Annotated in this window: 26 protein-coding genes; 16 read left to right on the top strand and 10 right to left on the bottom strand. The window is 60.9% G+C overall.

The window, feature by feature from the left end:
• Window positions 1-3: 3 nt before the first annotated feature.
• Window positions 4-897 (bottom strand): LysR family transcriptional regulator, encoded by an 894-nt coding sequence (locus L085_RS15990; RefSeq protein ID WP_044031177.1) that lies wholly within the window; start codon window positions 895-897, stop codon window positions 4-6.
• Between the two features lie 106 nt (window positions 898-1,003).
• Between L085_RS15990 and L085_RS15985 the strand changes: the two genes are divergently transcribed.
• Window positions 1,004-2,131, top strand: coding sequence for an alpha/beta hydrolase (locus L085_RS15985; protein WP_065426065.1), 1,128 nt, complete (start codon window positions 1,004-1,006; stop codon window positions 2,129-2,131).
• On the opposite strand, the gene L085_RS15980 is transcribed toward L085_RS15985, so the two are convergent.
• From L085_RS15980 to L085_RS15970, 3 genes are all read right to left on the bottom strand, one after another.
• A complete protein-coding gene (locus tag L085_RS15980) occupies window positions 2,110-2,430 on the bottom strand; it encodes a cupin domain-containing protein (RefSeq protein WP_044031175.1) in 321 nt (106 codons plus the stop codon). The genes L085_RS15985 and L085_RS15980 overlap by 22 nt on opposite strands.
• A 117-nt stretch (window positions 2,431-2,547) precedes the next feature.
• A complete protein-coding gene (locus L085_RS15975) occupies window positions 2,548-3,267 on the bottom strand; it encodes a glucosamine-6-phosphate deaminase (RefSeq protein ID WP_044031174.1) in 720 nt (239 codons plus the stop codon).
• A gap of 261 nt (window positions 3,268-3,528) precedes the next feature.
• Window positions 3,529-4,458, bottom strand: coding sequence for a LysR substrate-binding domain-containing protein (locus L085_RS15970; protein ID WP_044031173.1), 930 nt, complete (start codon window positions 4,456-4,458; stop codon window positions 3,529-3,531).
• A gap of 168 nt (window positions 4,459-4,626) precedes the next feature.
• On the opposite strand from L085_RS15970, the gene L085_RS15965 reads away from it, so the two are divergent.
• The 9 genes from L085_RS15965 (at window position 4,627) to L085_RS15925 (ending at window position 12,060) form a co-directional block, all read left to right on the top strand.
• Window positions 4,627-5,577: a branched-chain amino acid ABC transporter permease gene (locus L085_RS15965; RefSeq protein ID WP_004938163.1), complete on the top strand. Its 951-nt coding sequence runs from the start codon at window positions 4,627-4,629 to the stop codon at window positions 5,575-5,577.
• A gap of 10 nt (window positions 5,578-5,587) precedes the next feature.
• Window positions 5,588-6,700, top strand: coding sequence for an ABC transporter ATP-binding protein (locus L085_RS15960; protein ID WP_044031172.1), 1,113 nt, complete (start codon window positions 5,588-5,590; stop codon window positions 6,698-6,700).
• Window positions 6,697-7,467, top strand: coding sequence for an ABC transporter ATP-binding protein (locus tag L085_RS15955; protein WP_044031171.1), 771 nt, complete (start codon window positions 6,697-6,699; stop codon window positions 7,465-7,467). The genes L085_RS15960 and L085_RS15955 overlap by 4 nt, the downstream gene beginning before the upstream one ends.
• Window positions 7,460-8,173 (top strand): ABC transporter ATP-binding protein, encoded by a 714-nt coding sequence (locus L085_RS15950; RefSeq protein ID WP_044031170.1) that lies wholly within the window; start codon window positions 7,460-7,462, stop codon window positions 8,171-8,173. Before L085_RS15955 ends, L085_RS15950 begins: the two co-directional genes overlap by 8 nt.
• A 34-nt stretch (window positions 8,174-8,207) precedes the next feature.
• The gene (locus L085_RS15945; protein ID WP_044031169.1) at window positions 8,208-9,359 is read left to right on the top strand and encodes a branched-chain amino acid ABC transporter substrate-binding protein; all 1,152 of its coding nucleotides are present in this window, start codon (window positions 8,208-8,210) and stop codon (window positions 9,357-9,359) included.
• An 18-nt stretch (window positions 9,360-9,377) separates the two neighbouring features.
• Window positions 9,378-9,869, top strand: a complete 492-nt coding sequence (locus L085_RS15940; protein ID WP_044031168.1) for an L-2-amino-thiazoline-4-carboxylic acid hydrolase — start codon at window positions 9,378-9,380, stop codon at window positions 9,867-9,869.
• On the top strand, window positions 9,866-11,092 hold the full coding sequence (locus L085_RS15935) for a Zn-dependent hydrolase (protein WP_044031167.1): 1,227 nt from the start codon (window positions 9,866-9,868) through the stop codon (window positions 11,090-11,092). Before L085_RS15940 ends, L085_RS15935 begins: the two co-directional genes overlap by 4 nt.
• Before the next feature lie 83 nt (window positions 11,093-11,175).
• Window positions 11,176-11,523, top strand: a complete 348-nt coding sequence (locus L085_RS15930; protein ID WP_004938187.1) for a metalloregulator ArsR/SmtB family transcription factor — start codon at window positions 11,176-11,178, stop codon at window positions 11,521-11,523.
• Between the two features lie 3 nt (window positions 11,524-11,526).
• A complete protein-coding gene (locus tag L085_RS15925) occupies window positions 11,527-12,060 on the top strand; it encodes an SRPBCC family protein (RefSeq protein ID WP_015377962.1) in 534 nt (177 codons plus the stop codon).
• Here the strand turns inward: L085_RS15925 and L085_RS15920 are convergent, their stop codons facing one another.
• The 3 genes from L085_RS15920 to L085_RS15910 form a co-directional block, all read right to left on the bottom strand.
• Window positions 12,061-13,089 (bottom strand): transporter, encoded by a 1,029-nt coding sequence (locus L085_RS15920; protein ID WP_044031166.1) that lies wholly within the window; start codon window positions 13,087-13,089, stop codon window positions 12,061-12,063.
• 212 nt (window positions 13,090-13,301) lie between these two features.
• Window positions 13,302-14,732, bottom strand: a complete 1,431-nt coding sequence (locus L085_RS15915; RefSeq protein ID WP_044031165.1) for an SH3 domain-containing C40 family peptidase — start codon at window positions 14,730-14,732, stop codon at window positions 13,302-13,304.
• 151 nt (window positions 14,733-14,883) lie between these two features.
• The gene (locus L085_RS15910; protein ID WP_226988543.1) at window positions 14,884-15,471 is read right to left on the bottom strand and encodes a hypothetical protein; all 588 of its coding nucleotides are present in this window, start codon (window positions 15,469-15,471) and stop codon (window positions 14,884-14,886) included.
• Window positions 15,472-15,641: 170 nt separating this feature from the next.
• Between L085_RS15910 and nudI the strand changes: the two genes are divergently transcribed.
• The 3 genes from nudI (at window position 15,642) to L085_RS15895 (ending at window position 18,110) form a co-directional block, all read left to right on the top strand.
• On the top strand, window positions 15,642-16,067 hold the full coding sequence (nudI, locus tag L085_RS15905; protein WP_004938207.1) for a nucleoside triphosphatase NudI: 426 nt from the start codon (window positions 15,642-15,644) through the stop codon (window positions 16,065-16,067).
• Window positions 16,068-16,160: 93 nt separating this feature from the next.
• A complete protein-coding gene (gene pbpG / locus L085_RS15900) occupies window positions 16,161-16,985 on the top strand; it encodes a D-alanyl-D-alanine endopeptidase (RefSeq protein WP_044031163.1) in 825 nt (274 codons plus the stop codon).
• A 138-nt stretch (window positions 16,986-17,123) separates the two neighbouring features.
• Window positions 17,124-18,110 (top strand): MsnO8 family LLM class oxidoreductase, encoded by a 987-nt coding sequence (locus L085_RS15895; RefSeq protein ID WP_044031162.1) that lies wholly within the window; start codon window positions 17,124-17,126, stop codon window positions 18,108-18,110.
• Here the strand turns inward: L085_RS15895 and L085_RS15890 are convergent.
• Entirely contained in the window at window positions 18,107-19,411 is a 1,305-nt protein-coding gene (locus L085_RS15890) for an aminotransferase class I/II-fold pyridoxal phosphate-dependent enzyme (protein WP_044031161.1), read from the bottom strand. The genes L085_RS15895 and L085_RS15890 overlap by 4 nt on opposite strands.
• A gap of 66 nt (window positions 19,412-19,477) precedes the next feature.
• Here L085_RS15890 and L085_RS15885 point away from each other — a divergent pair, with 66 nt between their 5' ends.
• From L085_RS15885 to L085_RS15875, 3 genes are read left to right on the top strand one after another with little or no spacing between them, the layout of a single operon-like run.
• Window positions 19,478-19,732 carry a hypothetical protein gene (locus L085_RS15885; RefSeq protein WP_004938217.1) on the top strand — a complete coding sequence of 85 codons (255 nt, stop codon included), beginning with the start codon at window positions 19,478-19,480 and terminating at the stop codon, window positions 19,730-19,732.
• The gene (locus L085_RS15880; protein ID WP_021503767.1) at window positions 19,729-20,445 is read left to right on the top strand and encodes a glutamine amidotransferase; all 717 of its coding nucleotides are present in this window, start codon (window positions 19,729-19,731) and stop codon (window positions 20,443-20,445) included. The genes L085_RS15885 and L085_RS15880 overlap by 4 nt, the downstream gene beginning before the upstream one ends.
• Window positions 20,446-20,448: 3 nt before the next feature.
• Window positions 20,449-21,291 carry a PfkB family carbohydrate kinase gene (locus L085_RS15875; protein WP_015377971.1) on the top strand — a complete coding sequence of 281 codons (843 nt, stop codon included), beginning with the start codon at window positions 20,449-20,451 and terminating at the stop codon, window positions 21,289-21,291.
• Between the two features lie 13 nt (window positions 21,292-21,304).
• Here the strand turns inward: L085_RS15875 and L085_RS15870 are convergent, their stop codons facing one another.
• Both L085_RS15870 and L085_RS15865 read right to left on the bottom strand, forming a co-directional pair.
• The gene (locus tag L085_RS15870; RefSeq protein WP_049870677.1) at window positions 21,305-22,048 is read right to left on the bottom strand and encodes a flagellar brake protein; all 744 of its coding nucleotides are present in this window, start codon (window positions 22,046-22,048) and stop codon (window positions 21,305-21,307) included.
• Window positions 22,049-22,124: 76 nt separating this feature from the next.
• Complete coding sequence (locus tag L085_RS15865) at window positions 22,125-22,907, bottom strand: N-formylglutamate amidohydrolase (RefSeq protein ID WP_015377972.1); 783 nt, start codon at window positions 22,905-22,907, stop codon at window positions 22,125-22,127.
• Between the last annotated feature and the right edge of the window lie 65 nt (window positions 22,908-22,972).

Below are 22,972 nucleotides of genomic sequence, written 5' to 3'. Positions count from 1 at the left end.
TACCTATGGCTGTGGAGGAACCGCGTTTGTGACAAAATCTGCGACGTGAGGATTGGTATTTTCCGGCTTGTGAATCAAAGCAACCTGATACAGGATCTGTTCTCCACTAAGCCGACAAAAAGAAACGTTTGCCCAGCCGCTTTTTTGCATGAATTCAGGGACCAGACTGACTCCTAATCCCGAAGCAACAAGGCCGACTATCGTTTCCATCTGCACGGCTTGCTGAACAACCTCAGGAGCAAATCCTGCCTTTTCGCAGGCCTCAATGATAGCGCGATAGAGACCTGGCCCTTCCTGCTCGGGAAACAATACCCACGGCTCCCTGGCCAGGGCAGAAAGCGAAAGAACGTCGCTTGTTCCGGCAGGATGTTTACTCGGCATAACGGCAATCAGCGGGCAGCTAAAAAATGGATGGCAAGACAGTTTCGGTATGGCGTATTCAGGAACAGGTAAAACCGCAATGCCAATATCAAGCGTGTCTTCCAAAAGGCTCACAACCTGTCGCGCGGTGGTCATTTCTTTCAGTTCAAGGACGACCTCCGGACAGGAAAAGTGAAAACGGGCGACTATTTCGGGAAGCAGATGTCTGACGGCGGAAGCGACAAAACCGATGCGCAAAGCCCCCGTCATTCCCTGGCCGGCGCGTCGTGTCAGCAACATCGACCGTTCCATCTGCATCAGCGTCGCAGCCGCTTCTTTCTGTAACACTTTGCCTGCCGGCGTCAGCGCCGTTATACGATTAGTTCGTTCAAAAAGCCGGGTGCCCAACGTCTCTTCCATATGACGGATCGCAGCGGTAAGGGGCGGCTGAGCCATATGCAGGCGCTCTGCCGCTTTCCTGATATTCATGGTCTCCGCAACAGCAAGAAACTGGCGAAGCTGACGCAGGGTGAGCATATCGCGATACCTTAAACGTATTAAGAAAGCCTCACGATAGTATTAGACACACAAGCAAGGCCGCCAGAAGATGCTTTCTGTATATATTCGCGGAGCAGAAATAACAATGAGCATACTCAGATCGTTGTCACTGACTTACCGAAGCCTAAATATGTTGCTGGCCCTCCTTGTGATGTCGGCATCACCCACACTGGCTGCATCGAAAGAAAATGAAATCTCCGCGCCGATAAAGCGAACAGACAGGTACATTGTGCTTGCGGACGGAGAGCAACTCCATGTCAGGGAAGTCCGCCTGAAATCTGAAGGCAAGATACCGCAACCGCCTGTGCTGCTGATTCATGGCGCGCGGGTTCCCGGCCTCGCCTCCTTTGACTTGCCTGTCAAAGGCGGCTCTCTGGCGGCAGATCTGGCATTTGCAGGCTTTCGAGTGTACATCCTCGATCTGCGGGGGTATGGGCTATCCAGCCGCCCGGCCGCGATGAATAGCCCCCCAGACCAATCGGCGCCTTTAATCCGCACTGCGGATGCCGTGGCCGATATCGCTCACGCCGTGCAGGCTATTCAGGCGTGGAGCGGCGCCCCTCGCGTTAACCTCCTGGGATGGGCGACGGGAGGACACTGGGCGGGCGCTTATGCGGCCCAATACCCACAGAATGTGGAACGACTGGTGCTTTATAACACGCTTTATGGCGGAACCACCCACCACCCGCTGCTGGGCCAGGGATCGCCGCTGGACGATCCTCAAAACCCGGGACATTTCAACGCAGCCAAATTTGGCGGCTGGAACCTGAGCACGCGGGACAGTCTGTTTGTTGCCTGGGATAACAGCATTCCCGTGGCGGATAAAACACAGTGGCGTGATGAGACAGTTAAACGCGCTTACGGTGATGCCGCACTGGCATCGGACAACACCTCGCAGCGCAGAACGCCACACAGCTTCCGCGCACCGACCGGTGCAATGGCTGACAGCTTTGAACTGGCGATGGGCAGAAAACAGTGGTCGGCAACCGCCTTAACCACCGTTCCCGTATTGGTTGTTCGCTCGGAGCGGGATTTCTGGAGCCGGCCCGAGGATGTTGACGCCATCATGAAAGATGCCCCTTCAGCCGAAAAGCTGGTCATTCCTGAAGCAACACATTTTGTCCATCTCGATAGAGATAACGCCGGCAGACAACGCTTTCTCCAGGGCGTTGTCAGATTTCTGGCGCAGCCTCAGCCCAACGACGGCGCTTGATCTTCCGGCAAATCGACAATCACCAGCGTGCCTGCGCTGCCCGGCAACACGCGGTGCGGCACGCCGGCCGCGGCCTGATACAGCTGACCGGCCCGCACCACCACTTCTTCCCCCGCCACCTGCAGCCGCAGGTGGCCGCTGATCACCAGCAACCCTTCGCTGTAATCATGCACTTCATCCGCAATGCTGCGCGCATCCATGCGCAGCACTTTGATATTGGCCGCACCGACGCGGCCTAGCACGGCAGAGCGCCAGGCCTCAGGCAGTTCGGCCGCCTGCTGGTTTAAATCGAACAGCATCGGAATCCCCCAGGTGCATGAAAAGCGCACTCTAGCCTGATTCTGCGCCGCAGGGAAAGACGCTTTGGTTGCAGGTTATGACCGTTGGTTCTGAGGCGAGACGCGCCGGATGAACGCTTAAGGCAGCAGCGCCGCGGCCTCCCGATCGGCGATAATCAACAGGTCCGGATGCAGCATCAAAATGCTGGCGGGCACTCCGCTCTCCACCGGCCCGCTGACAATGCGCCGCATAATGTCCGCTTTGTGCGAACCGTTGACGAGCAGCACCAGCTTTTTGGCGGCCATCACGCTTGCCGGCCCCAGGGTGACGTAATGATCGGGCAACCATTCAGTGCGGCCGCCCACCTCTTTGAGCAAAATGTCCGCCATATCCGGCCTGGCGGAAACCGGCACCCGACAGGTACGGTCTTCGAAGGCGGTGGTGCCCGGCAGATTGCCGCAGAAATGCCCGTCGGCTCCGACGCCCATCACAATCGCATCCAGCCCGCCATCCTCGGCGATACGCCGATCGTGCTGAAGGTAGTTGTCCGAATTCAAGACATGCAGTTGCCGCTCGGGGATCGCCGCCGGGCCAAAGAACATACGGTGCAGATTCTCCATGGTGACGCCATAGCCCGATCGGCCGGCGTAAGGAATTTCATCGAAATTATAGTAATGCGCGTTGGCGAATTCCGCGTGGCCCTTGACGCGCGGAGCCAACAACTCATACATCCGTTTAGGCGTCGAGCCGGCGGTGATAGCCAGATTGACGCGCTGCGGGCGCAGTATGTAACTCAACAACAGGCTGGCGGCCAACTCACTCATTTCCTGGTAGTCATTAGCGACGACAAGTTTCATTCCCTTCTCCTTTTTGCAAAAAAAACCTAACCGCCCATCCGGCCATGTTCGATGCCGGGAGAGAAGTTAGGTTTTGCCTGATCGCGTCAGTAACAATCCGTTTCTTGTCAGGTTATGGCGGCCAGGAATGAAATGCAATCTGCACGGTGTGATAGGCGCCGCAGTTGTGACATTTCTTTTCTTGCCGGCTATCAAGCCGCGCAAATCGCCGCGCCAGGCTGGGCGGTTCGAAGGTTCCGCGCCGCCATGGCCAAACGGCGCTTAATCCCCTCGGCTTTCCGCCGCCTCACGGCGCAGCCACTGCCGCAGATTTTCGCCTTCCTGCGACAGCTCGCTATCCAGTCGAGCGCACAGGTAATAATCGCGGCCGTCATCGATCGGCAGATCGAACATTTTGATCAACTCACCGCTCTCAAGGTAGTGGGCGATTAACGGTTCACGCATCAACGCGCACCCTAACCCCGCCTGCACCGCCGCCAACGTCAACAATCCATCCTCGAACATCGGGCCGATACTGCGCAGCGGGCGCTTGACGCCGGCCTGCTGAAACCATTGCATCCAGGTATTGCGCTCCTCGTCGTGCAGCAGCGGCAGCGTCGCCAGCTGATCCGGCGTATCGAGCAGACCGTGCAGTTTACTGAATGCCCGGCTGCACACCGGCACCATTTTTCCGGACATCAGCTTCTCGCTGCGATAGCCGGTCCACTGCCCGACCCCGAAGCGGATCGACAGATCGGCGGCGTCGCTCAGGTAATTGCGGTGGTTGGCGTAGACCACATTGATGTCGATATCCGGATTTTCACGCAGAAAACCGCGCAGCCGCGGAATGAACCAGCCCATGCCGAACAGCGGGATCAGGCTGATGGTCACCTGCCGCGACGCGGATTGTTCACGCACGTGTTCGGTCGCCTGGCGCAGCACGTTGAACGCCGAGCGAATCGAGCGGTAGTACTCCCGCCCCTCGCTGCGCAACACCAGGTTACGCCCCTGCCGTTCGGTCAACGGCATCTGCAAAAATGCCTCCAGCGTTTTGAGTTGATGACTGACCGCCGAAGGCGAAATCATCAGCTCGTTAGCCGCCGCGCTGATGCCACCCAGGCGCGCGATGGCCTCGAACGCCCGCACGGCGCGCAGCGGCGGATCGTTCGGCAGCATCGGCAATGGCTCATCGTACTGTTCTGTTTTTTTCATATATTGACTGTTTTTGGGAAATCGAAACTGAAGGAATGGATTTAATATACATAAAAATCAACACATTAAAATCACTCATTTTTTGTATAAGAAAGTATTTTTCCGTATTTTACAATTTTTTAAATTCTCTACTGTGAGCCTCTGACTCATTATCTCCGGACTCTCCTTATGGATACGCTGGTACAGCAAACCGTCAACGGTTTGATGCTCGGCAGCATTTATGCGCTGATCGCGCTCGGCTACACCATGGTGTACGGCATCCTGCGCATCATCAACTTCGCGCACGGCGACGTGCTGATGGTCGGGGCACTGAGCGCGCTGTCGGCGATAAACGTGTTGCAACACCACTTTCCCGCGTTATCGCCCTACGCCACGCTGCTGCTGGCAGCCCTGTGCGCCATGGCGGTCTGCGCCATCACCTCGATGGCGATCGAGCGTCTGGCCTATCGCCGGTTGCGTAATGCACCGCGCCTGGCCCCGCTGATCAGCGGCATCGGCGTCTCGCTGCTGTTGCAAACCCTGGCGATGCTGATCTGGTCACGCAATCCCCTGATGTTTCCGCAGCTGTTGCCGATGACACCCATCGCCCTGACCGCAGGCAGCGCCGAACATGCGCCGGCGGTGATCACCGGCACGGCGATCGTCACGCTGGCGGTGGCCGTAGCGGTGATGGCCGGTCTCTGGCTGCTGGTCGAACACAGCCGTTTCGGCCGCGCCATGCGCGCCACGGCGGAAAACCCGCAGGTCGCCGGCCTGATGGGCATCAGTCCTGACCGCATCATCGTTCTGACCTTCGCGCTCGGTGGCGCGCTGGCGGCGGTCGCCGGCATCATGATGGCCAGCAACTACGGCAATGCCGGTTTCTCGATGGGCTTTCTGCCCGGCATCAAGGCGTTTACCGCCGCCGTGCTCGGCGGCATCGGCAACCTGCGCGGCGCGATGCTCGGCGGATTGCTGCTGGGCCTGTTCGAATCGCTGGGCACCGGCTATCTCGGCGAGCTGACCGGCGGCGTATTCGGCAGCAACTACCAGGACGTGTTCGCGTTTCTGGTGCTGATCGCCGTGCTGGTTTTCCGCCCCTCCGGGCTGTTGGGCGAACGCATCGCCACGCGCGCATAAGGACATCACCATGACCGTTTTGACTCCCCCCGCTCCTCTGGCCAGGCCGCGTCGCGCCGGGCTGGGGCTGACGTTGTTCATTCTCGCCCTGCTGCTGGCGCCCTGGGTGGCGGGTGCCGCCGGCGGCAACTATTGGGTGCGCGTTGTCGACTTCGCCTTGCTGTACCTGATGCTGGCGCTCGGGCTGAACATCGTGGTGGGCATGACCGGATTGCTGGACATGGGCTTTATCGCTTTTTACGCCGTTGGCGCCTATCTGGCCGCGCTGCTGTCGTCACCGCATCTGACGCAGCAGTTCCCGCTGCTGCTGCAGTGGTTCCCCGACGGACTGCACCTGTCGATGCTGTGGCTGATCCCGCTGGCGGCGCTGCTGGCGGCGGCTTGCGGCATCCTGCTCGGCGCGCCGACGCTGCGGCTGCGCGGCGATTATCTGGCGATCGTCACGCTGGGCTTCGGCGAGATCGTGCGCATTCTGATGCGCAACCTGGATCGCCCGGTCAACCTCACCAACGGCCCCAAAGGCATTTCCGGCGTCGATCCGGTCAGCCTGTTCGGCCTGAAGTTTTCCGGCATGCATGAGTGGTTCGGCGTGCGTTTTTCCGGCCTGTACCTGTATTACTACCTGTTCGCCGCGCTGCTTCTGGCGATCCTGTTTATCAGCCTGCGGCTGCAGAATTCGCGCATTGGCCGCGCATGGACGGCGATCCGCGAAGACGAGGACGCCGCGCGGGCGATGGGCATCAACACCCGCAACTTCAAGCTGCTGGCCTTCGCCATCGGCGCCACCTTCGGCGGCGTGGCCGGCGCGCTGTTCGCCGCGTTTCAGGGCTTCGTGTCGCCGGAATCCTTCACCCTGCAGGAATCGATCGCCGTACTGGCGATGGTGGTGCTCGGCGGCATGGGGCACATCCCCGGCGTGATCCTGGGCGCGCTGCTGCTGGCCGCCCTGCCGGAGCTGCTGCGCAGCAGCATGGGGCCGCTGCAGCAGGCGCTGTTCGGCCAGGTGCTGATCGACCCGGAAATCATCCGCCAACTGTTCTACGGCCTGGCGCTGATCCTGGTGATGCTGTATCGCCCGGCGGGCCTATGGCCGGCTCGCCATGCCGGGAGGAACGCCGCATGACGCCGCTGCTCGCTTTAAATCACGTCAGCAAACGTTTCGGCGGCCTGACGGCGGTGGATGACGTCAGCATGAGCATCCGCCAGGGGGAAATCTACGGCCTGATCGGGCCGAACGGCGCCGGCAAAACCACCTGCTTCAACCTGATCACCGGCCTGTATCGCGCCGACGAGGGCGAGTTCAGCCTGTTGGGCCAGCGCTATAAACCGCAGGCCATCGACAAAGTGGCGCAGGCCGGCATCGCCCGCACCTTCCAGAACTTGCGGTTGTTCAATGAAATGAGCGTGCTGGAAAACGTGATGGTCGGCTGCCACGTGCGCACCCGCAACGGCCTGTGGGCGGCGATCGCCCGCCACCGGCGCGCGAAAGAGGAGGAACAGGCGGTGCGCGATAAATCTCATGCGCTGCTGGAGTACGTCGGCATCAGCCAATTCGCCCATTACCGCGCCGGCGATCTCGCCTATGGCCACCAACGCCGTCTGGAGATTGCCCGCGCGCTGGCGACCGAGCCCCGGCTGCTGGCGCTGGACGAACCGGCGGCCGGCATGAACGCCGGTGAAAAAGTAGCGCTGCGCGAGCTGCTGCTGCGCATCCGCGACAGCGGCAAAACGCTGCTGCTGATCGAACACGACGTCAAACTGGTGATGGGCCTGTGCGATCGGCTGACGGTGCTGGATTACGGCAAAGCGATCGCCGAAGGCGAGCCGGCGCAGGTGCGGCGCGAACCGGCGGTCATTCAGGCCTATCTGGGAGGCGGCGCGCATGTCTGAAGCCCTGCTGAGCGTTAAACGACTCAAAGTGTCTTATGGCGGCATTCATGCGGTCAAAGGCATCGATTTCACGGTGAACGCCGGCGAACAGGTGACGCTGATCGGCGCCAATGGCGCGGGCAAAACCTCCAGCCTGCGAGCGCTGACCGGCCTGCAGCCGTTCGAAGGCGACATCCTGTTCGACGGTTGCTCGATTCGCGGCGTGCCGCCGCACCGGTTGCTGCAACGGGGGCTGGTGATGGTGCCGGAGGGACGCGGCATTTTCACCCGTTTGACGGTGCGGGAGAACCTGCAGCTCGGCGCCTATGCGCGGCGCGACAAATCGGCGGTGCGGCAAGATTTCGAACGGGTGTGCGCCACCTTCCCGCGGCTGAGCGAGCGCCTGCACCAACCGGCCGGGCTACTTTCGGGCGGTGAACAGCAGATGGTGGCGATGGGCCGCGCGCTGCTCAGCCGCCCGCGGTTGCTGATATTGGACGAACCCTCGATGGGGCTGGCGCCGATTGTGGTGGAAGCCATTTTCACGGTCATCAAGCAGTTAGCCAGTGACAGTGTCACGCTACTATTGGTCGAGCAGAATGCCCGCCTGGCGCTGGAGTCCACCGATCGCGCCTACGTGTTGGACAGCGGCAGCCTGAGCCACAGCGGCCGTTCCGCCGACATGCTGGACGATAAAAAAATCAAACAGATCTATTTGGGTGAATAACCGTTGTTTCTTTTAACCGCACCAGGAGTATGACATGCAACAGAACATTCGCATCAAACCGTTGGCGCTGGCTGCCATGACAATGATTCTTAGCCTCCCGGCGCTGGCGGCCGACACCGTGCTGATCGGCCTGGCCGGGCCGCTGACCGGCCCTTCCGCGCGCATCGGCAAAGATCTCGAAAACGGCGCGCAACTGGCGATCGCCGACGCTAACGCGCAGAAACCGACGCTGAACGGCAAACCGGTCACCTTCAAACTGGTGTCCGAGGACGACCAGTCCGATCCGCGCACCGCCGTGGCCGTGGCGCAGCGTTTGGTCGACGAAGGCGTCGCCAGCGTGGTCGGCCACTGGAACACCGGCACCAGCATCCCGGCGGCGCGCATCTATCACGACGCCGGCATCGCCCAGGTGGCGCCGGTCGCCACCGGTCACGGCTATACGCAACAAGGTTTTGACACCAGCTTTCGCGTGATGGGCCACGACGACGACGGCGGCAACTACGCCGGGCAATATGCGGTGAAAACGCTGAAAGCCAAGCGCATCGCGGTGATCGACGATCGCACCGCTTTCGGCCAGGGGCTGGCGGACGAATTCATCAAATCGCTGCAGGCCCAGGGCGTGCAGCCGGTCGCCCGTGAATACGTCGATGACAAGACCGTCGATTTCAGCGCCGTGCTGACCACCGTGCGCAGCAAAAACGCCGATCTGATCTTCTTCGGCGGCGTAGATTCCCAGGCGGCGCCGCTGGCGCGCAAACTGAAACAGCTGGGCATGAACGCGCAACTGATGGGCGCCGGCGGCTTTGTCAGCCAAACCTTCCTGACGCTGGCGCAGCAGGAAGGTGAAGGCGTCGTTGCGTTGGAGCCGGGGCTGCCGCTGGAACAGATGCCGGGCGGCAAGGCGTTTGAGCAAGCCTACCGCGATCGTTACCACACCCACATCGAACTGCATGCGCCCTTCGCCTACGACGCCACCCGGGTGCTGATCGCCGCCATTGAGCAAGCCGATTCGGCCAATCCGGCCGATTATCTGCCGAAACTGCGCGCCATACATTATCAGGGCGTGACCGGCGCCATCGCCTTCGATGCGCAGGGCAACCTGCAACAGCCGAGCTTCACCCTGTATCGGGTGGTTGACGGCAAATGGCAGCCGCAAACCGTGTTGGGCGGCGCCAAACCACAATAAATCAAGAGGAGCAAGGCGATGAGCTGTGCAAACAACGAGTTGGGCATTTTGGCCCGCAGAAAAATCGAGGCGGAGATCATCAAACCGATCTACCAGATCCTGGTGCGTGAAATCGGCAAGGCGCGCGCCCAGGCAGTGATCGGCGAGGCCATCGAGAATGCCGCCATCGCGGCGGGCAAGCAGTTCGCCGCTCAGGAACCGAACGGCGCGGATCTGCGCAGCTTCGCCGCCTTGCAGTACCTGTGGGAAAAAGACGATGCGCTGCGCGTCGAGGTGATCAATCAGGACGAACAGCACTTCGACTATAACGTCACCCGCTGCCGCTACGCCGAGATGTATCACGAGATGGGGCTTGGGGAGATCGGCCACCTGCTCTCCTGCGCTCGCGACAGCCAGTTTATCGTCGGCTATGCGCCTGACGTTGAACTGCAGCGCAGCCAGACCATCATGTCCGGCGCCCCCTGCTGCGATTTCCGTTACACCGCCAAAACGCCGGGAGAAAAGCAATGACGTATCGGGTCAACGGCGAGCGTCTGTGGCAAAGCCTGCAGACGATGGCGCAGTTCGGCGCTATCGCTGACAACGGCGTCACCCGCCTGGCGCTCAGCGAAGAGGATCGTCAGGCGCGCGACCAGCTGCGCCGGTGGGCGCTGGAGGCCGGTTGCAGCGTGCGCGTCGATCGGATGGGCAACATGTTCCTGCGTCGTGAAGGCACGCGGCCCGAACTGGCGCCGGTCGTCACCGGTTCTCACGGCGACTCGCAGCCCCGCGGCGGCCGTTTCGACGGCATCTACGGCGTGTTGGCCGGATTAGAGGTTATTCGTACCCTTAACGATCGGCAGATCGTCACCGAACGCGCGATTGAAGTGATCAACTGGACCAACGAAGAAGGCGCGCGCTTCGCGCCGGCGATGATCGCTTCCGGCGTGTTCGCCGGGGTATTCGACCTGGAATACGGCCTGACGCGCCACGACGAGCACGGCGTCAGCCTCGGCGAGGCGCTGGAGCGAATCGGCTACGCCGGCGAGTATCCGGTGGGCGGCACGCCGATCCATGCCGCCTTCGAGTTGCACATCGAACAGGGGCCTATTCTGGAAGCGGAGCATCTCGACATCGGCGTGGTGACCGCCGCACAAGGGCAGCGCTGGTATGAACTGGAGGTCGTCGGCTTCAGCGCCCATGCCGGCACCACGCCGATGGACCGCCGCCGCGACGCCCTGCTGGGCTTTGCGTCGCTGGTCACGGCGGTCAATCGCATCGGCTGGGATTTCGCGCCCGACGCGCGCGCCACGGTGGGCATGGCGCAAATTACCCCCAATTCACGCAACGTGGTGCCGGGACGCGTCTTTTTCAGCGTCGAATTCCGCCATCCAGAGGAGTCAATTCTGGAGCAGATGGAGCAGCGCCTGCTGGCGGCGGTGAACGCCGTCAACGACGGCAGCCTGACCGCGCGCGCCGAGCGCATCTTCCAGTATCCCCCGGTCGCTTTCGATCGGGGCTGCATCGACAGCGTACGTCATGCCGCGCAAGCGTTGGGCTATCGCCATCGCGACATGATTTCCGGTGCCGGCCACGATGCCTGTTACCTTAACCGCGTCGCTCCGACCGCCATGATTTTCATTCCCTGCGTGGACGGCATCAGCCACAACGAACGGGAAGATATCACCCCCGCCTGGGCCGCCGCCGGCGCCGACGTATTGCTGAACACCCTGCTGGCGCACGCCGGCGCCTGATCCTTGCCCCGGTTTCTTGCCGGGGCAAAAAAACATTCAACAAAACGGTTGAATATTAGCCCGCCTGTTCTATATTCAACCATATGGTTGAATTATCTTCCTCACAGCTGGACGCCATTTTTCATGCGCTGGCCGACCCGACCCGCCGCTCGATGTTACGCGCGCTGGCCGGCGGTGAACGCAGCATCGGCGAACTGGCCGCGCCGTTGCAGATGTCGTTCGCCGGCGCCTCCAAGCACGTGAAAGCACTGGAACATGCGGGCCTGGTGCAACGCACCGTGCAAGGAAGAAACCATATCTGCCGGCTCGAACCCGAGCCTATGGCGCAGGCCATGCACTGGCTGCAAACCTATGAACATTTCTGGACTGAACGGCTGGATGCGCTCGAACAGGCGCTGCTGCAGCCCGAACAGCTTCCTCCCAAGGAGTGAACCATGAATGATTACGGCATGATTATCGAACCCGGCACGCTACGCATCCAGCGGCTGCTGCCCGGCCCCATCGAGCGGGTGTGGGCTTACCTGACCGAATCCGACAAGCGCGCCACCTGGCTGGCGGCCGGCGCCATGAAGTTGGAAAACGGCGCGCCGCTGGAGCTGGAGTTTCGCAACTCCGATCTGGCGGGCGAGCACGAGCCACCGCCGGCCAAGTACAAACAGCACGGCGGCTGCGTCAGCAACCGCGGCCACATCACCTGCCTGTTCCCGCCGCGCCTGCTGAGCTTTACCTGGGCCGAACAAGATCAGGGCCGCCCTTCCGAGGTGACCTTCGAGCTGACGGAACAGGGAAACGCGGTGCTGCTGACGGTCACCCACCGGCGCCTGGCCAATCGCGACGAGATGCTCAGCGTCGCCGGCGGCTGGCACACCCATCTGGATATCCTGCTGGATCGTCTGCACGATCGGGCGCCGCAGCCGTTCTGGAGCACCCATGCCCGGCTGGAAGAAGAGTACCGCGCCCGCCTGTAATTACGACTCGTCCCTGCGCCTGAACGCCAGATAACCGGCGATCAGCGTAAAACTGCCGACCAGCAACACCAGCAGGATAAAACCGTGGTGATTGCTGGCCAGCGGTATCCCTCCGACGTTCATGCCGAAGAAACCGGCGACGATGTTGATCGGCAACGCCAGCACGGTGATCACCGTCAGGGTGTAGAGCGTACGGTTATTCTGCTCCATCAGCTTGGCGCCCAGTTCTTCCTGCAGCAGCCGGATGCGTTCGGTCAGGCTGGTGAGATCGTTCAACACCACGGTGAACTCTTCGGTAAACTGCCGCAGATCCTGCACCACCTCGCGGCTCAGCCAGGCCGGCGGCCGGTTCAACAGGCGAAACAGCGCGGCCGGTTCCGGCGCCAACAGGCGCTGAAAGCGCAATAACATGCGGCGCATGCGCCCCAGCTCGGCGCGGTTGCGCTTGACGCGGCGGGTCAGCAGGCGATCCTCGATGGTATCGACATACTGGTTAGCCTGCCGCACCACCTGCTCCAGCACGTCCTCCTGCTCTTCCAGCAGGTGCGCCAGCAGTTCGGTGGACGACGCCAGCTGCAGCGCCGTCAGGCGGCCCAGCAACCGCTCGATCAATCGCACCGGTTTATGGCGCACGGTCACCACCAGCCCACGGCGGCAATAGAGCCACAGCGTCGCCGTTTCCGGGTTGTTGTCTTCAGGGTGGAAGATCACGTCGTTGAGCACGGCGAACAGATCGTCGCCCTGCAGCTCGATGCGCGTAGTGTGGGAACCGTGGCGAATTTCGTGAAAGAAAAAATCGGAAATGGCGAAATGGTTTTTCAGCCACTTCTCCGCCGCCGCGTGGTTGAGATTGAGGTGCAGCCAGATAAAACCGTCGCCGGGCGACAATGTTTGGTAAGCCTGGCAAACCTGCTGCGAGTTCAGGCGCGCCGGCGGCTCGCCGGAGCGAAACGCAGGGCCGTAGATCAGCCCGGTCACTTCATCATCAAAATCCAGCTTGTGCATCTTTTCCGCTGCCGTTTGCACCATAACGCCTTATCCTGCCTATGGCCGTTAGCCCAGATCGTCCACGCTGTTATAACAATCTTTATCGCTCGGCGTTAATGATTTTCAACGCTCTTGCTCATTAATATTTTCGTCATAAAAACGTCATTTCATTTTAAAAGTTTTCATCCCCTGCCCGTTCAGCAACCGCACAAACGGGGCCGCATTCGCGGTCGCTTTATCAGCTAAAGAATGGGCTATTCAATAAATCCCAGTTTGAACTGCGCCTTGCCCGCCAGCGACATCAGGCTCGCATCTTCAGGATAGGTCGCCAGCAGCGGGAAAAAGACTGCGCCGCCGATAATGCTGCGGCGCTTTGAATCTGCCGGGCGCAGCCCCCAGATATTCTGGTACGTCATCGGTACAACCTGGCCGTCAACGAGCGCATTGCCGATATACAGCATGATATGGCCCGGAATATAAACCAGCGTGGTGAAGGGTTTGCCGTGATCTTTGAGATAGCGCAGCCGTTCACGGGTGTTCGCTTGAGCAAGATCAACCACCCGGGTGGCCGCCTGTATCTGCGCGGCGGAATTTCTGGGAAGAAAGAGGCCAAAAGGCATCAACAGACTGCGCAGTTCGGCGGAGCAGTCATTATTGAAGTTATAGTTCCCCCAGCCATAAGGCCTGCCGCTCATTGACCGCATCAGTACGGCAAAATGTTCGGGCGTCATTTTCCACGGCATGGCGGCAAATTCCCCCTTCTTGACAACGATCCGGCGCATCTGTGCGCGGCCATCCTCTCGGCGTACCGGCACGGCGACCACAAAAAGACCCTGTCGGTGACGGTAAAATGGCAGGATCGTGCCGTGGCGCACCGTAAAATAAAATTGGCCGCCGGCTTGCACCGAGACCGGCTGTTTAATGAATGCCCCCAGATTTTTCTCCGCCAGCGCCAGCCATTCGGTGACAAACTGCCGATCCACCGCCGCGATGTCTTCGCTATGCACCCATCCGATCACCGTTGGCGACGCGACGTAGTTCCAGCGTTTATCGCGGCTTTGCGTAATAACGTATACAGGCGTACCGGGACGGATAGATGAATCCTGTAAATTATCAAACGGATAACCCTGTCCAGCCAGGCGAGGATCGTCATAAGCCGGATCGGCCGTCGGCAGGATCCTGACCAGCGTTTCCCTGACTGCAATGCCCCTGCCCGCAGGATGGAACGCCTTATCCATGTCGGTCGACGCGTTATCTCTGACTTGCTGTTTCCAGCGGTCAGTGTGAGTCCTGAAGTTTTCCCCCCAGGAGACACTTTCACTTCCCAGGTATTTATCCATTGCGGCATCACGGCGGCTTTGCGCTTCACGGTTCAGGACGGAAGCGATGTAATGCGGATTCCAGGGGGATTGATCATTCGGCCCCATGCCAAAATAGTGGGATTTGAGGGCGGAGAAATGGCGCTGCTGCGCGGCGGCATCCATCACGGGCACCCGCCGTTGCGGGCCATAGGGGATCCATTTATCGACAGATTGCGAGTAGTTACCCAGCGGGAATAGCGATTTGGTCGCATCGATAGGGGTTGTCGCTACGGCGTCTTGAGGTGGCTCTCTGACCGGCGCACTATGGCAGGCCGACAGCAACAGAAGCATCATCAATACAAAGGGTTTTATTCCATTAGGCATTTTTTATCATCTCCGTGACAGGTGAAAATTTCTTCTTCATCCTGACCAGAAGTGATTGCAAATGATACTCAATAACACTATCGATTGACGCCCGGTTGAGGAACAAAACGCAAAAGCAAACCCGCCCGCTTGCTCCTGCGCCCTCACATTCTCACCACGCCAACAGACGTTCCAGCGCCGCCGCCGGCCCTTTACGGCCGATAAGCGCCGCCCGATGCCAGATAGAGTCGCTGTCGCTCACCCACTGCTCGCTTACCCACTGGCGCCGGGCCAGGCTGCGCAGTGCCTGGATGCTGTCGACGGTGTTATACACCAGCCAGGCGCCGAACAATACGCCGGCCAAGGCGATCCACAGATTGACCGTTGCCGCCAGCTGCGCGATCAACAACAGCAACAGCGCCATCTGCAGTAAGGTTTTAGCGGTGAAAGCGCACAGAAAGAAGGTCCGCATTCGGTTTTCCAGCGCAAAACAGGGGTTGGTTAACACCTGGCGGGTTTCCTGTACCGGAATGCCTTGCACATAGACCATCCATTGCAAAGCCCGTCGGGGATTCATCGCCACGCCCTTTTCCGCCAGCTGGTGTAACCGCATCGAAACGGCGACCGGCCAGACGAGCGCGAGCAGCAGGCAATAGAAGAACGCCGCACTGACGCCGCACACGCCCAATCCGATCGCGGCCAGCACCGCCAGCAGAGCCTTGCCGGAGTAAAACCAAAACGGCACCACTTGGTAATTCATAAAGTTCCCTTTTAAGTCCATTAACCAGTCCGATAGATTACTCCCTTATCAAGGCGTTAAACGCGAGGGAACAAAAAATTTTTGCTGTTACGCAGAACGCGATCGGCCCCTCTATCCTGCGCCGCCAAACCTGCTAACCTGCGCATTTTGATTTTTGACAGGAGTCTTCCATGCGCCAACGCATCATTGTCTGCCCGCTGATTGAAAACGATAACGCCTTCCTGCTGTGCAAAATGGCGGCGCACAAGGGCGTGTTTCCCGGCCAGTGGGCGCTGTCCGGCGGCGGTGTCGAGCCGGGTGAACAAATAGAACAGGCGCTGCGACGCGAAGTGCGCGAAGAGTTGGGCGCCGCGCTGATCCTCGACAACATCACGCCCTGGACTTTCCGCGATGACGTGCGCATCAAAACTTACGCCGACGGCAGCCGGGAGCAAATCTACATGATTTACCTGATTTTCGACTGCCATGCCGCCAACCGCGACGTGACGATCAACGACGAGTTCGATGACTACGCCTGGGTGCCGCGCGAGCGTCTCGCGGACTACGATTTGAACGAGGCCACCCGCTTCACTCTGCGGCAAAAGGGATTGTTGTAACAGTTTGAGCGATTATCGCCCTATTTCCTTCACATTTGCCCGGCAGACTCTTTTGATATTTTTTAATCACTTAGGGTCACTATTGCCGCCGTTATGCTTTTATCTCACGCTTTTCTCCGTCTGCCTGTCCGGCGCTTCGGCGCCGCCCTGCTGTTCGTTTTGGCGCCCGTGCATGCCGCTGCACCGCCGCTGGTGCTGAATGCCAAATCGGTGCTGGTCGTCAATCAACGCACCGGAAAGACCCTCTATCAGAAACAGCCGAACCGCGTGCTGCCGATCGCCTCGCTCACTAAACTGATGACCGCCATGGTCGCCCTGGACAGCAAACGCCCGATGGGCAGCAAGCTCAAAGTCACCGCCGCCGATCGCGATTTGCTGAAGAAAACCCATTCGCGCCTGACCATCGGCTCGGTGCTCAGCCGCCGCGACATGCTGCACATCGCCCTGATGTCTTCGGAGAACCGCGCCGCCGCCGCGCTGAGCCGCAGTTATCCCGGCGGGCGCAAGGCCTTCGTGGCGAAAATGAATCAGAAAGCGCGCGCCATCGGCATGAAACGCGCCCGCTTCTACGATCCGACCGGGCTGACGCCGCGCAATGTGGCGACCGCCAACGATCTGCTGAAGATGGTCAATCACGCCTATCGCTATCAGTCGATTCGCCGCTTCAGCACCGACAAGCAGCAGATCGTGCGCCCCGGCCGCGGCCAGTTGGTTTACCGCAGCTCCAACGGCCTGATCAACAACCCCGCCTGGAAGATCCAGCTGCAGAAAACCGGCTTTACCGACGAGGCCGGTCACTGCCTGGTGATGCGCACCACCATCAAAGGGCAGCCGGTGGTGATGATCCTGCTCGGCGCGCAGCCGCGCTACGGCCACTACCGTGACGCCATTCGTCTGAAGGCCTGGCTCGAGGGGTAACATCGCGGCGCTTTACCGTTCTGCGCATATTCAAATCCGTTTTGGATCAATGGAATATCCTATCGCCAATCAGTATTAAGGCGTGCGCCGCCCGCATGGTATTTGTCAGGCATATCTGATGAGGAAAGGAGCGGGAAAATGGCTTATGCCTTGAGCATATTGGAAAAGAGTCCGATCGCCGAAGGGGAAAGCGCCGCGCAGGCGCTGGCGCGCACGCTGCATCTGGCGCAACAGGCGGAACGCTGGGGATATCGGCGTTTCTGGTTAGCGGAGCACCACAATACGCCGCAGCTCGCCTGCCCGTCGCCGGAGGTGCTGATCGGCTATCTGCTCGGCCAAACGTCGCGCATTCGCATCGGCTCCGGCGGCGTGATGCTGCAGCACTACAGCGCCTACAAGGTAGCCGAAAACTTCAACCTGCTGGCGGCGCTGGCGCCAGGGCGCGTCGATCTCGGGGTGGGCAAAGCGCCCGGCGGGCTGCCGCTCGCCACCCAGGCGCTGCAGGCCGCCCATGACCGGCAAAACAAACCGGCCTTCCCGCAGCAGCTGTCGCAGCTGACCGCTTACCTGAACGACGACGCCGAACCGGGCCTGAGCGCCACGCCGTTGCCGCCGCACGCCGCCCAGCGCTTTTTGCTCGGCGCCAGTAAAGAGAGCGCGACGCTGGCGGCTGAATCCGGCTGGGCCTTCGTGTTCGCCGCGCATCTGAACGGCAATCCGCAAGACATTAGAGAAGCGCTGGAGCACTACACCGCACACAGCGGCGGCCGCAAGGGGCTGCTGGCGGTGGCGGCGATCGTGGCGCAGAGCCCGGAACAGGCCGCGGCGCTGGCGGCGGAGATTCAGCAATACCGCGTGCACGTCGCCGGTGAGCAGAGCGTGACCGTCGGCAGCCTGGCGCAGGCCGAGAGTTTCGTGCAACAGGCCGGCGCCACCGACTACCGCATCGAGCCGCGGGAAAGCCATATTCTGCTCGGCACCGCACAGCAGGTGCATCAGCAACTGGCGCAGCTGCAGCTGCAGTACGGCGTGGACGAGTTCATCATCGACACGCCGATCGCCGAACCGACCGCCCGGTTAGCCTCGCTACAGCGGCTGGCGGAGGAAAACCTGACGCCGGCTTAGTTGATCGCCGCCCCGGCCCGCATGGCTTCGGACAGATCCTGCGCCAGCGGCGCCAGCTGTGCCGGCACCACGTTGGCCAGGCTAACGCGGAGCGCCGGGCCGCCCTTCAGGCGGAAAGGCTCACCGCCCTGCACCAACCACCCCCGCTGCGCCATCAGCTGCGCGGCGGCGCTTTCCGACCTCACCGGCAGCCACAGATGCAACCCTTCACCTACCGCCAGCGCCGTGTGATTCAATGCATTGAGCCGCTGGACCAGCTCATCCCGTCTGGCCTGATACGCCTGTTGCGCCCGCTGCAATTGCCCTTCCTGCAAGGCTTGTTCCCACAGTCTGGCGGCGATCTGCTGCAAGATATGGCTGACCCAGCGTTCGCTGATGTACTGATCGGCGCGCATCGCCTGCAGCAACGTCGGGTTGCCGCAGGCCAGCGCGATGCGCAGATCCGGGCTGAGAAACTTGCTCAGCGACAACACGTACAGGCCGCGATCGCCATCGAACGGCAGATGCAGCGGCTGCTGCGACAGCGGCCCCCAGAAGTCGTCGACGATCGCCAGACACTGCGGGTTGTCGCGCAGAAAGCGCCGCCACTGTTGCGCGCGCTGCGCAGAGAGCGAAGCGCCGGTCGGATTGTGAGCGCGCGGCGTCAGGATCACCGCGCCGGCGGCCCCGCTTTCCGGCAGCCGACAGCCCTGTTCATCTACCGCCAGCGGCAGCGGCCGTAGACGCAGATGGCGCAACAGCGTCAATAGCGGCGGCCAGCAGGGATCTTCCACCCACACCGCCGCACCCGGCTGCACATGGCAGCGCAGTGCCTTTTCCATCGCGTCCAGCGCGCCGGAGAACACCGCCGGTTCCCCCAGCGTGACGCCCTGGCGGCTGAGCCACTCGCGTCCCAGACCGGTCAATACCGGCAGATCACCACTGATGTCATAACCATTTTGCTGCGGGAACACCTCCGCCGCGCCCAGCGCCAATGCCGGCAACAATGCGGCATCCAGATTGCCGCTGGCCAGATCGCACATTCCCGCCGGCACCTGACGCGGCGTATAGGCCGCACTCACCGCCGCCAGCGGCGGCTCCAGCACCACCGTTCCCGCCCGCCCGCGCGTCGCCACCAGGCCGGCATCGCGCAATCGGGCATAAGCGCTGGCGACGGTATTCGGATTGACCTCCAGCTCCGCCGCCAGCTGGCGTACCGGCGGCAACAGCTCGCCCGGCCGCAGCGCGCCGTCTTTGATGCGTGCGGCGATCTGCTCGGCAATCTGGACAGCGCCGCCGCCTTTTGCATACAATAAACTCATACATAAATCCTTTTGTACTAGTTTAAATAAGATTAGCAGCTTCCGCGGCCAAAAGTAAGGGGTTCCATGGATAAACATTACGTGCTCGACATTCAGTATGCAGGAAAAGCCTTTGCCCGCCTGGAGATGTTCACTCCCTGGGCAGCCGATCAGCTGGAGCAGGCGTGCGCGCTGTTCCCGGCCGCGCAGGGTTATCAGGTGCAGCTCAGCCAGGTCAGCGAACGCCGCATCGTCTACCAGAGCGGCGCGCAGGGCATCACGGTGCTGGGCGAGTCGCTGGCGCTGACGCCGTTCACCCACGCTCACGAGGTTAAACAATGAAAAAAGCCGTCGCCATTCGACACGTCAATTTTGAAAACCTGGGTATTCTCGGTTCCCTGCTCTCGCTGCGCGGCTATCAGATCGACTATTACGATGCCGGTCGCGATGATATTCGTGCTATCAATAATGAAGAGACCGATCTGTTGGTGGTGCTCGGCGGGCCGATCAGCGCCGCCCGGCACTTTTCCGGTGAGCAGCGCTATGATTTTCTCGACCATGAATTGGCGCTGGTCAAACAACGCCTGGCGCAGCGGCGGCCGACCCTCGGGGTGTGTCTCGGCGCGCAGGTGATCGCCCAGGCGCTGGGCGCTGAGGTTATTTCGCTCGGCGTTAAAGAGATCGGCTTCGCTCCGCTGACCACGCTCGCGGCCCAAGACGACTCGGTGCTGGCGCCGCTGGCCGATACGCCGGTGCTGCATTGGCACGGCGATATGTTCATGATCCCGGACGGCGCCCGCTGCCTGGCCGGCACGGCGATTTGCCCGCATCAGGCTTTCGACTATCAGGGGTTCGCGCTCGGTCTGCAGTTCCATCTGGAGGCGGATCACCGCGATATCGAACGCTGGTTGATTGGCCATGCCTGCGAGCTGGAGCTGGCCGGCATCGCGCCCCAGAGCCTGCGCGAACAGGCGGCGCGCCACGGCGCACAGCTGGAACAGCGCGCGCGGCAGGTGTTCGCCCGCTGGCTGGATAATAACGAACCAAGGATGTAACTCATGCAACAGGCTTCACCCTTGCGATCACCGTCCATCGACGTGATCAGCATTCAATCTCAGGTGGTTTACGGCAGCGTCGGCAACGGTATCGCCTACCGGGCGCTGCTGAAAAAGGGGCTGGAAGCGCTGCAGGTGCCCAGCGTGCTGTTCGGCTGCCCTCCCTATTACGGCAAGCCGCATGGCGGCGTCATCTCCGGCGAGTGGTTCGGCGGCTTTCTCGACGATCTGATCGCCCGCGGCGTGATGAAACGCACCCGGGCGGTGATCGTCGGTTACCTGGGCGACGTGATGCAGTGTCATATTCTGGCCAACTGGCTGCAGCGGGTGCGCGCCCTCAATCCGCAGATAAGGATCTATATCGATCCGGTGATAGGCGATTACGGCGAAGGGATCTACGTGGATGAGCGCATCGTCAATTGCTATCGTTCACCGTTCCTGCGGCTGGCCAACGGCCTGACGCCGAACGGTTTCGAACTGGAGCAGCTGTGCGGCCGCTCTCTGAGCAGCCGGGAGCAGACGCAACGCGCCGCACAGGCGCTGTTGAACGACACCACCGAATGGGTGCTGGTGACCAGCGCGCCGGGCGTGGCACAGCACGAAGACGAAGTGGGTTTAATGTTGGTCACCCGGCAGGAAGCGCAGTGCTTTACCCATCCGAAGGTCAAATCGGCGGTCAAAGGCACCGGCGATCTGTTCACCGCACTGCTGGTGAGCCATCTGCTGCGCGGCGCCGCGCTCGACGCGGCCGTGGTGGCCGCCGGCGGCGAAGTGTGCGACGTGCTGGCCGAAGCGGCGCATTTCGGTTGGGAAGAGATCGGCAGCCTGCGGGCGTTAAAACCGTAAGACCTGCGGAGAGTCAGGGGCAGCATGCCCGCCCCTGATAAATATCAGCGTTTTTTCTTTTGTTGAAATCCAGCTCGAAGGCGAACACCGCGCTCTGAATTTTGCGCTCCATCGCCAGCCCCAGCTTGAGGAAACGGCACGACAGGCGCGAGAAGTGCACCACCTGGTCGTTATCGTCGGTTTCCTGATCGTCGTTGACCACCACCAGCTCCATATTGACCTTGAAGCTGCCGTAGCTGCCCAGATCCAGCTCCGCTTTTTTGAACTGCAGGCCAGGCTGGAAGAAATCCGGCAGCGGGCCGTCGAAACGCAAACCGACGCCGCCGGCGGAGAGATCGTGGATACGCAGTTCATAAGGCGTGCCATCCGGGTATTCGCCGGTACAGAAGAATTGGCGCCAGTGAGGCGTGGTGATGCGGAATTGGCGACGGCGCTGGATATAGACCAACTCCTGCGGCAGCCGGGTCGAGCAGGCCTGGACACCCTGATGTTCGGTCAGTTCTGCCTGACCGACGGAAAACTCGATTTTGGCGTCGTGGCTTTCAATCACGATGGTGCAGGCGCCGTCGATGGCGTTTTCCGCTTCCTCACCGCTAAACACGATATTGTCCGGCCCGACGCTCAATAACAGACTTTGAAACCGGTGCTGCTGATTTTCTACGCGCAGCGGCGTGCGTTGTTTGCAAATTTCACGCAGAATCGCCAGAACTTCAAAACGCTCCCGTTTGATAAACAGTCCGTTATCGCTGTGCTCCACACGTCTCTCCTGACTTTTTTTCTAATGACGTCTTATGTATTCCTTATGGTTATCATCTCTGGGAATATTCCTAAAGTCAAATTTGCCAGCGTTGCCAGGCCTGCGGCAGCAGGCGCGCGAAACGTTTCGCCCATGCCTGTTGCCCGCGTTCGTCGGCGATCAGATCCTGGCGAATTTCGATGCCGACGTAAGGCAATCCGCGCCGTTCCGCGTGCACCGGCAACGTGTAGTCGGTGGCGTCGGTCATTGCATAGGGCTCGTTGATCCCCACCTGCAAATCCCCCTCTTCGCGCAGCAGCTCGGCCAGCAGCCGGGCGAATTCCGGGTAGCGATTAAACAGCAACCCCACCTGCCAGGGGCGCGATTCCCCTTTGAACACCGGTGTGAAACTGTGCATGGCGATCACCGCCGTCGGCAGTTCGCGCAGCTGACGTTGCCCCAAATGATCGTCGATGGCGTGGTGATACGGCAAAAACACCTCACGCTCGCGCGCCAGCGCGTGCTCGGCGTCAATACCGATATTGCCGGGTATCGGCGTCAGTTCGGACAAATGCGGGATCGAGCTGGCGATGCCGGGCGCCCGGTTGCAGTCGATCACCAGCCGTGAATAACGCTGGTGGATCAGGGTGGCGTCCAGCTGACGGCTCAGATGGCGCGACACGCTCAGCGCGCCGATGTCCCAGCCGATGTGGCGTTCGATCTCCCCCGGCGGCAAACCAAGGTCGCCAAGGGATTGCGGTATCGCCTTACCGGCGTGATCGCACAGCAGCAAAAAGGGCGCTTTGCCGCGCGGGATTTCCACGGCGGCGGCAGAGGGTTCATCGGCGGACAATAACGGCGGGATAAACGAATGGGGCATGACGGGCTCCGGCGGTGGAAAGCAAAACGTTTATCGTAGCGCTATCCCGTCGCCGGCCCCAAGGT

Source organism: Serratia sp. FS14, assembly GCF_000695995.1.
In the GTDB taxonomy this organism is placed as follows: Bacteria; Pseudomonadota; Gammaproteobacteria; order Enterobacterales; family Enterobacteriaceae; genus Serratia; species Serratia nematodiphila.
The sequence above is the reverse complement of the archived record's forward strand: the minus strand, read 5'-3'. Positions and strand labels throughout refer to the sequence as shown.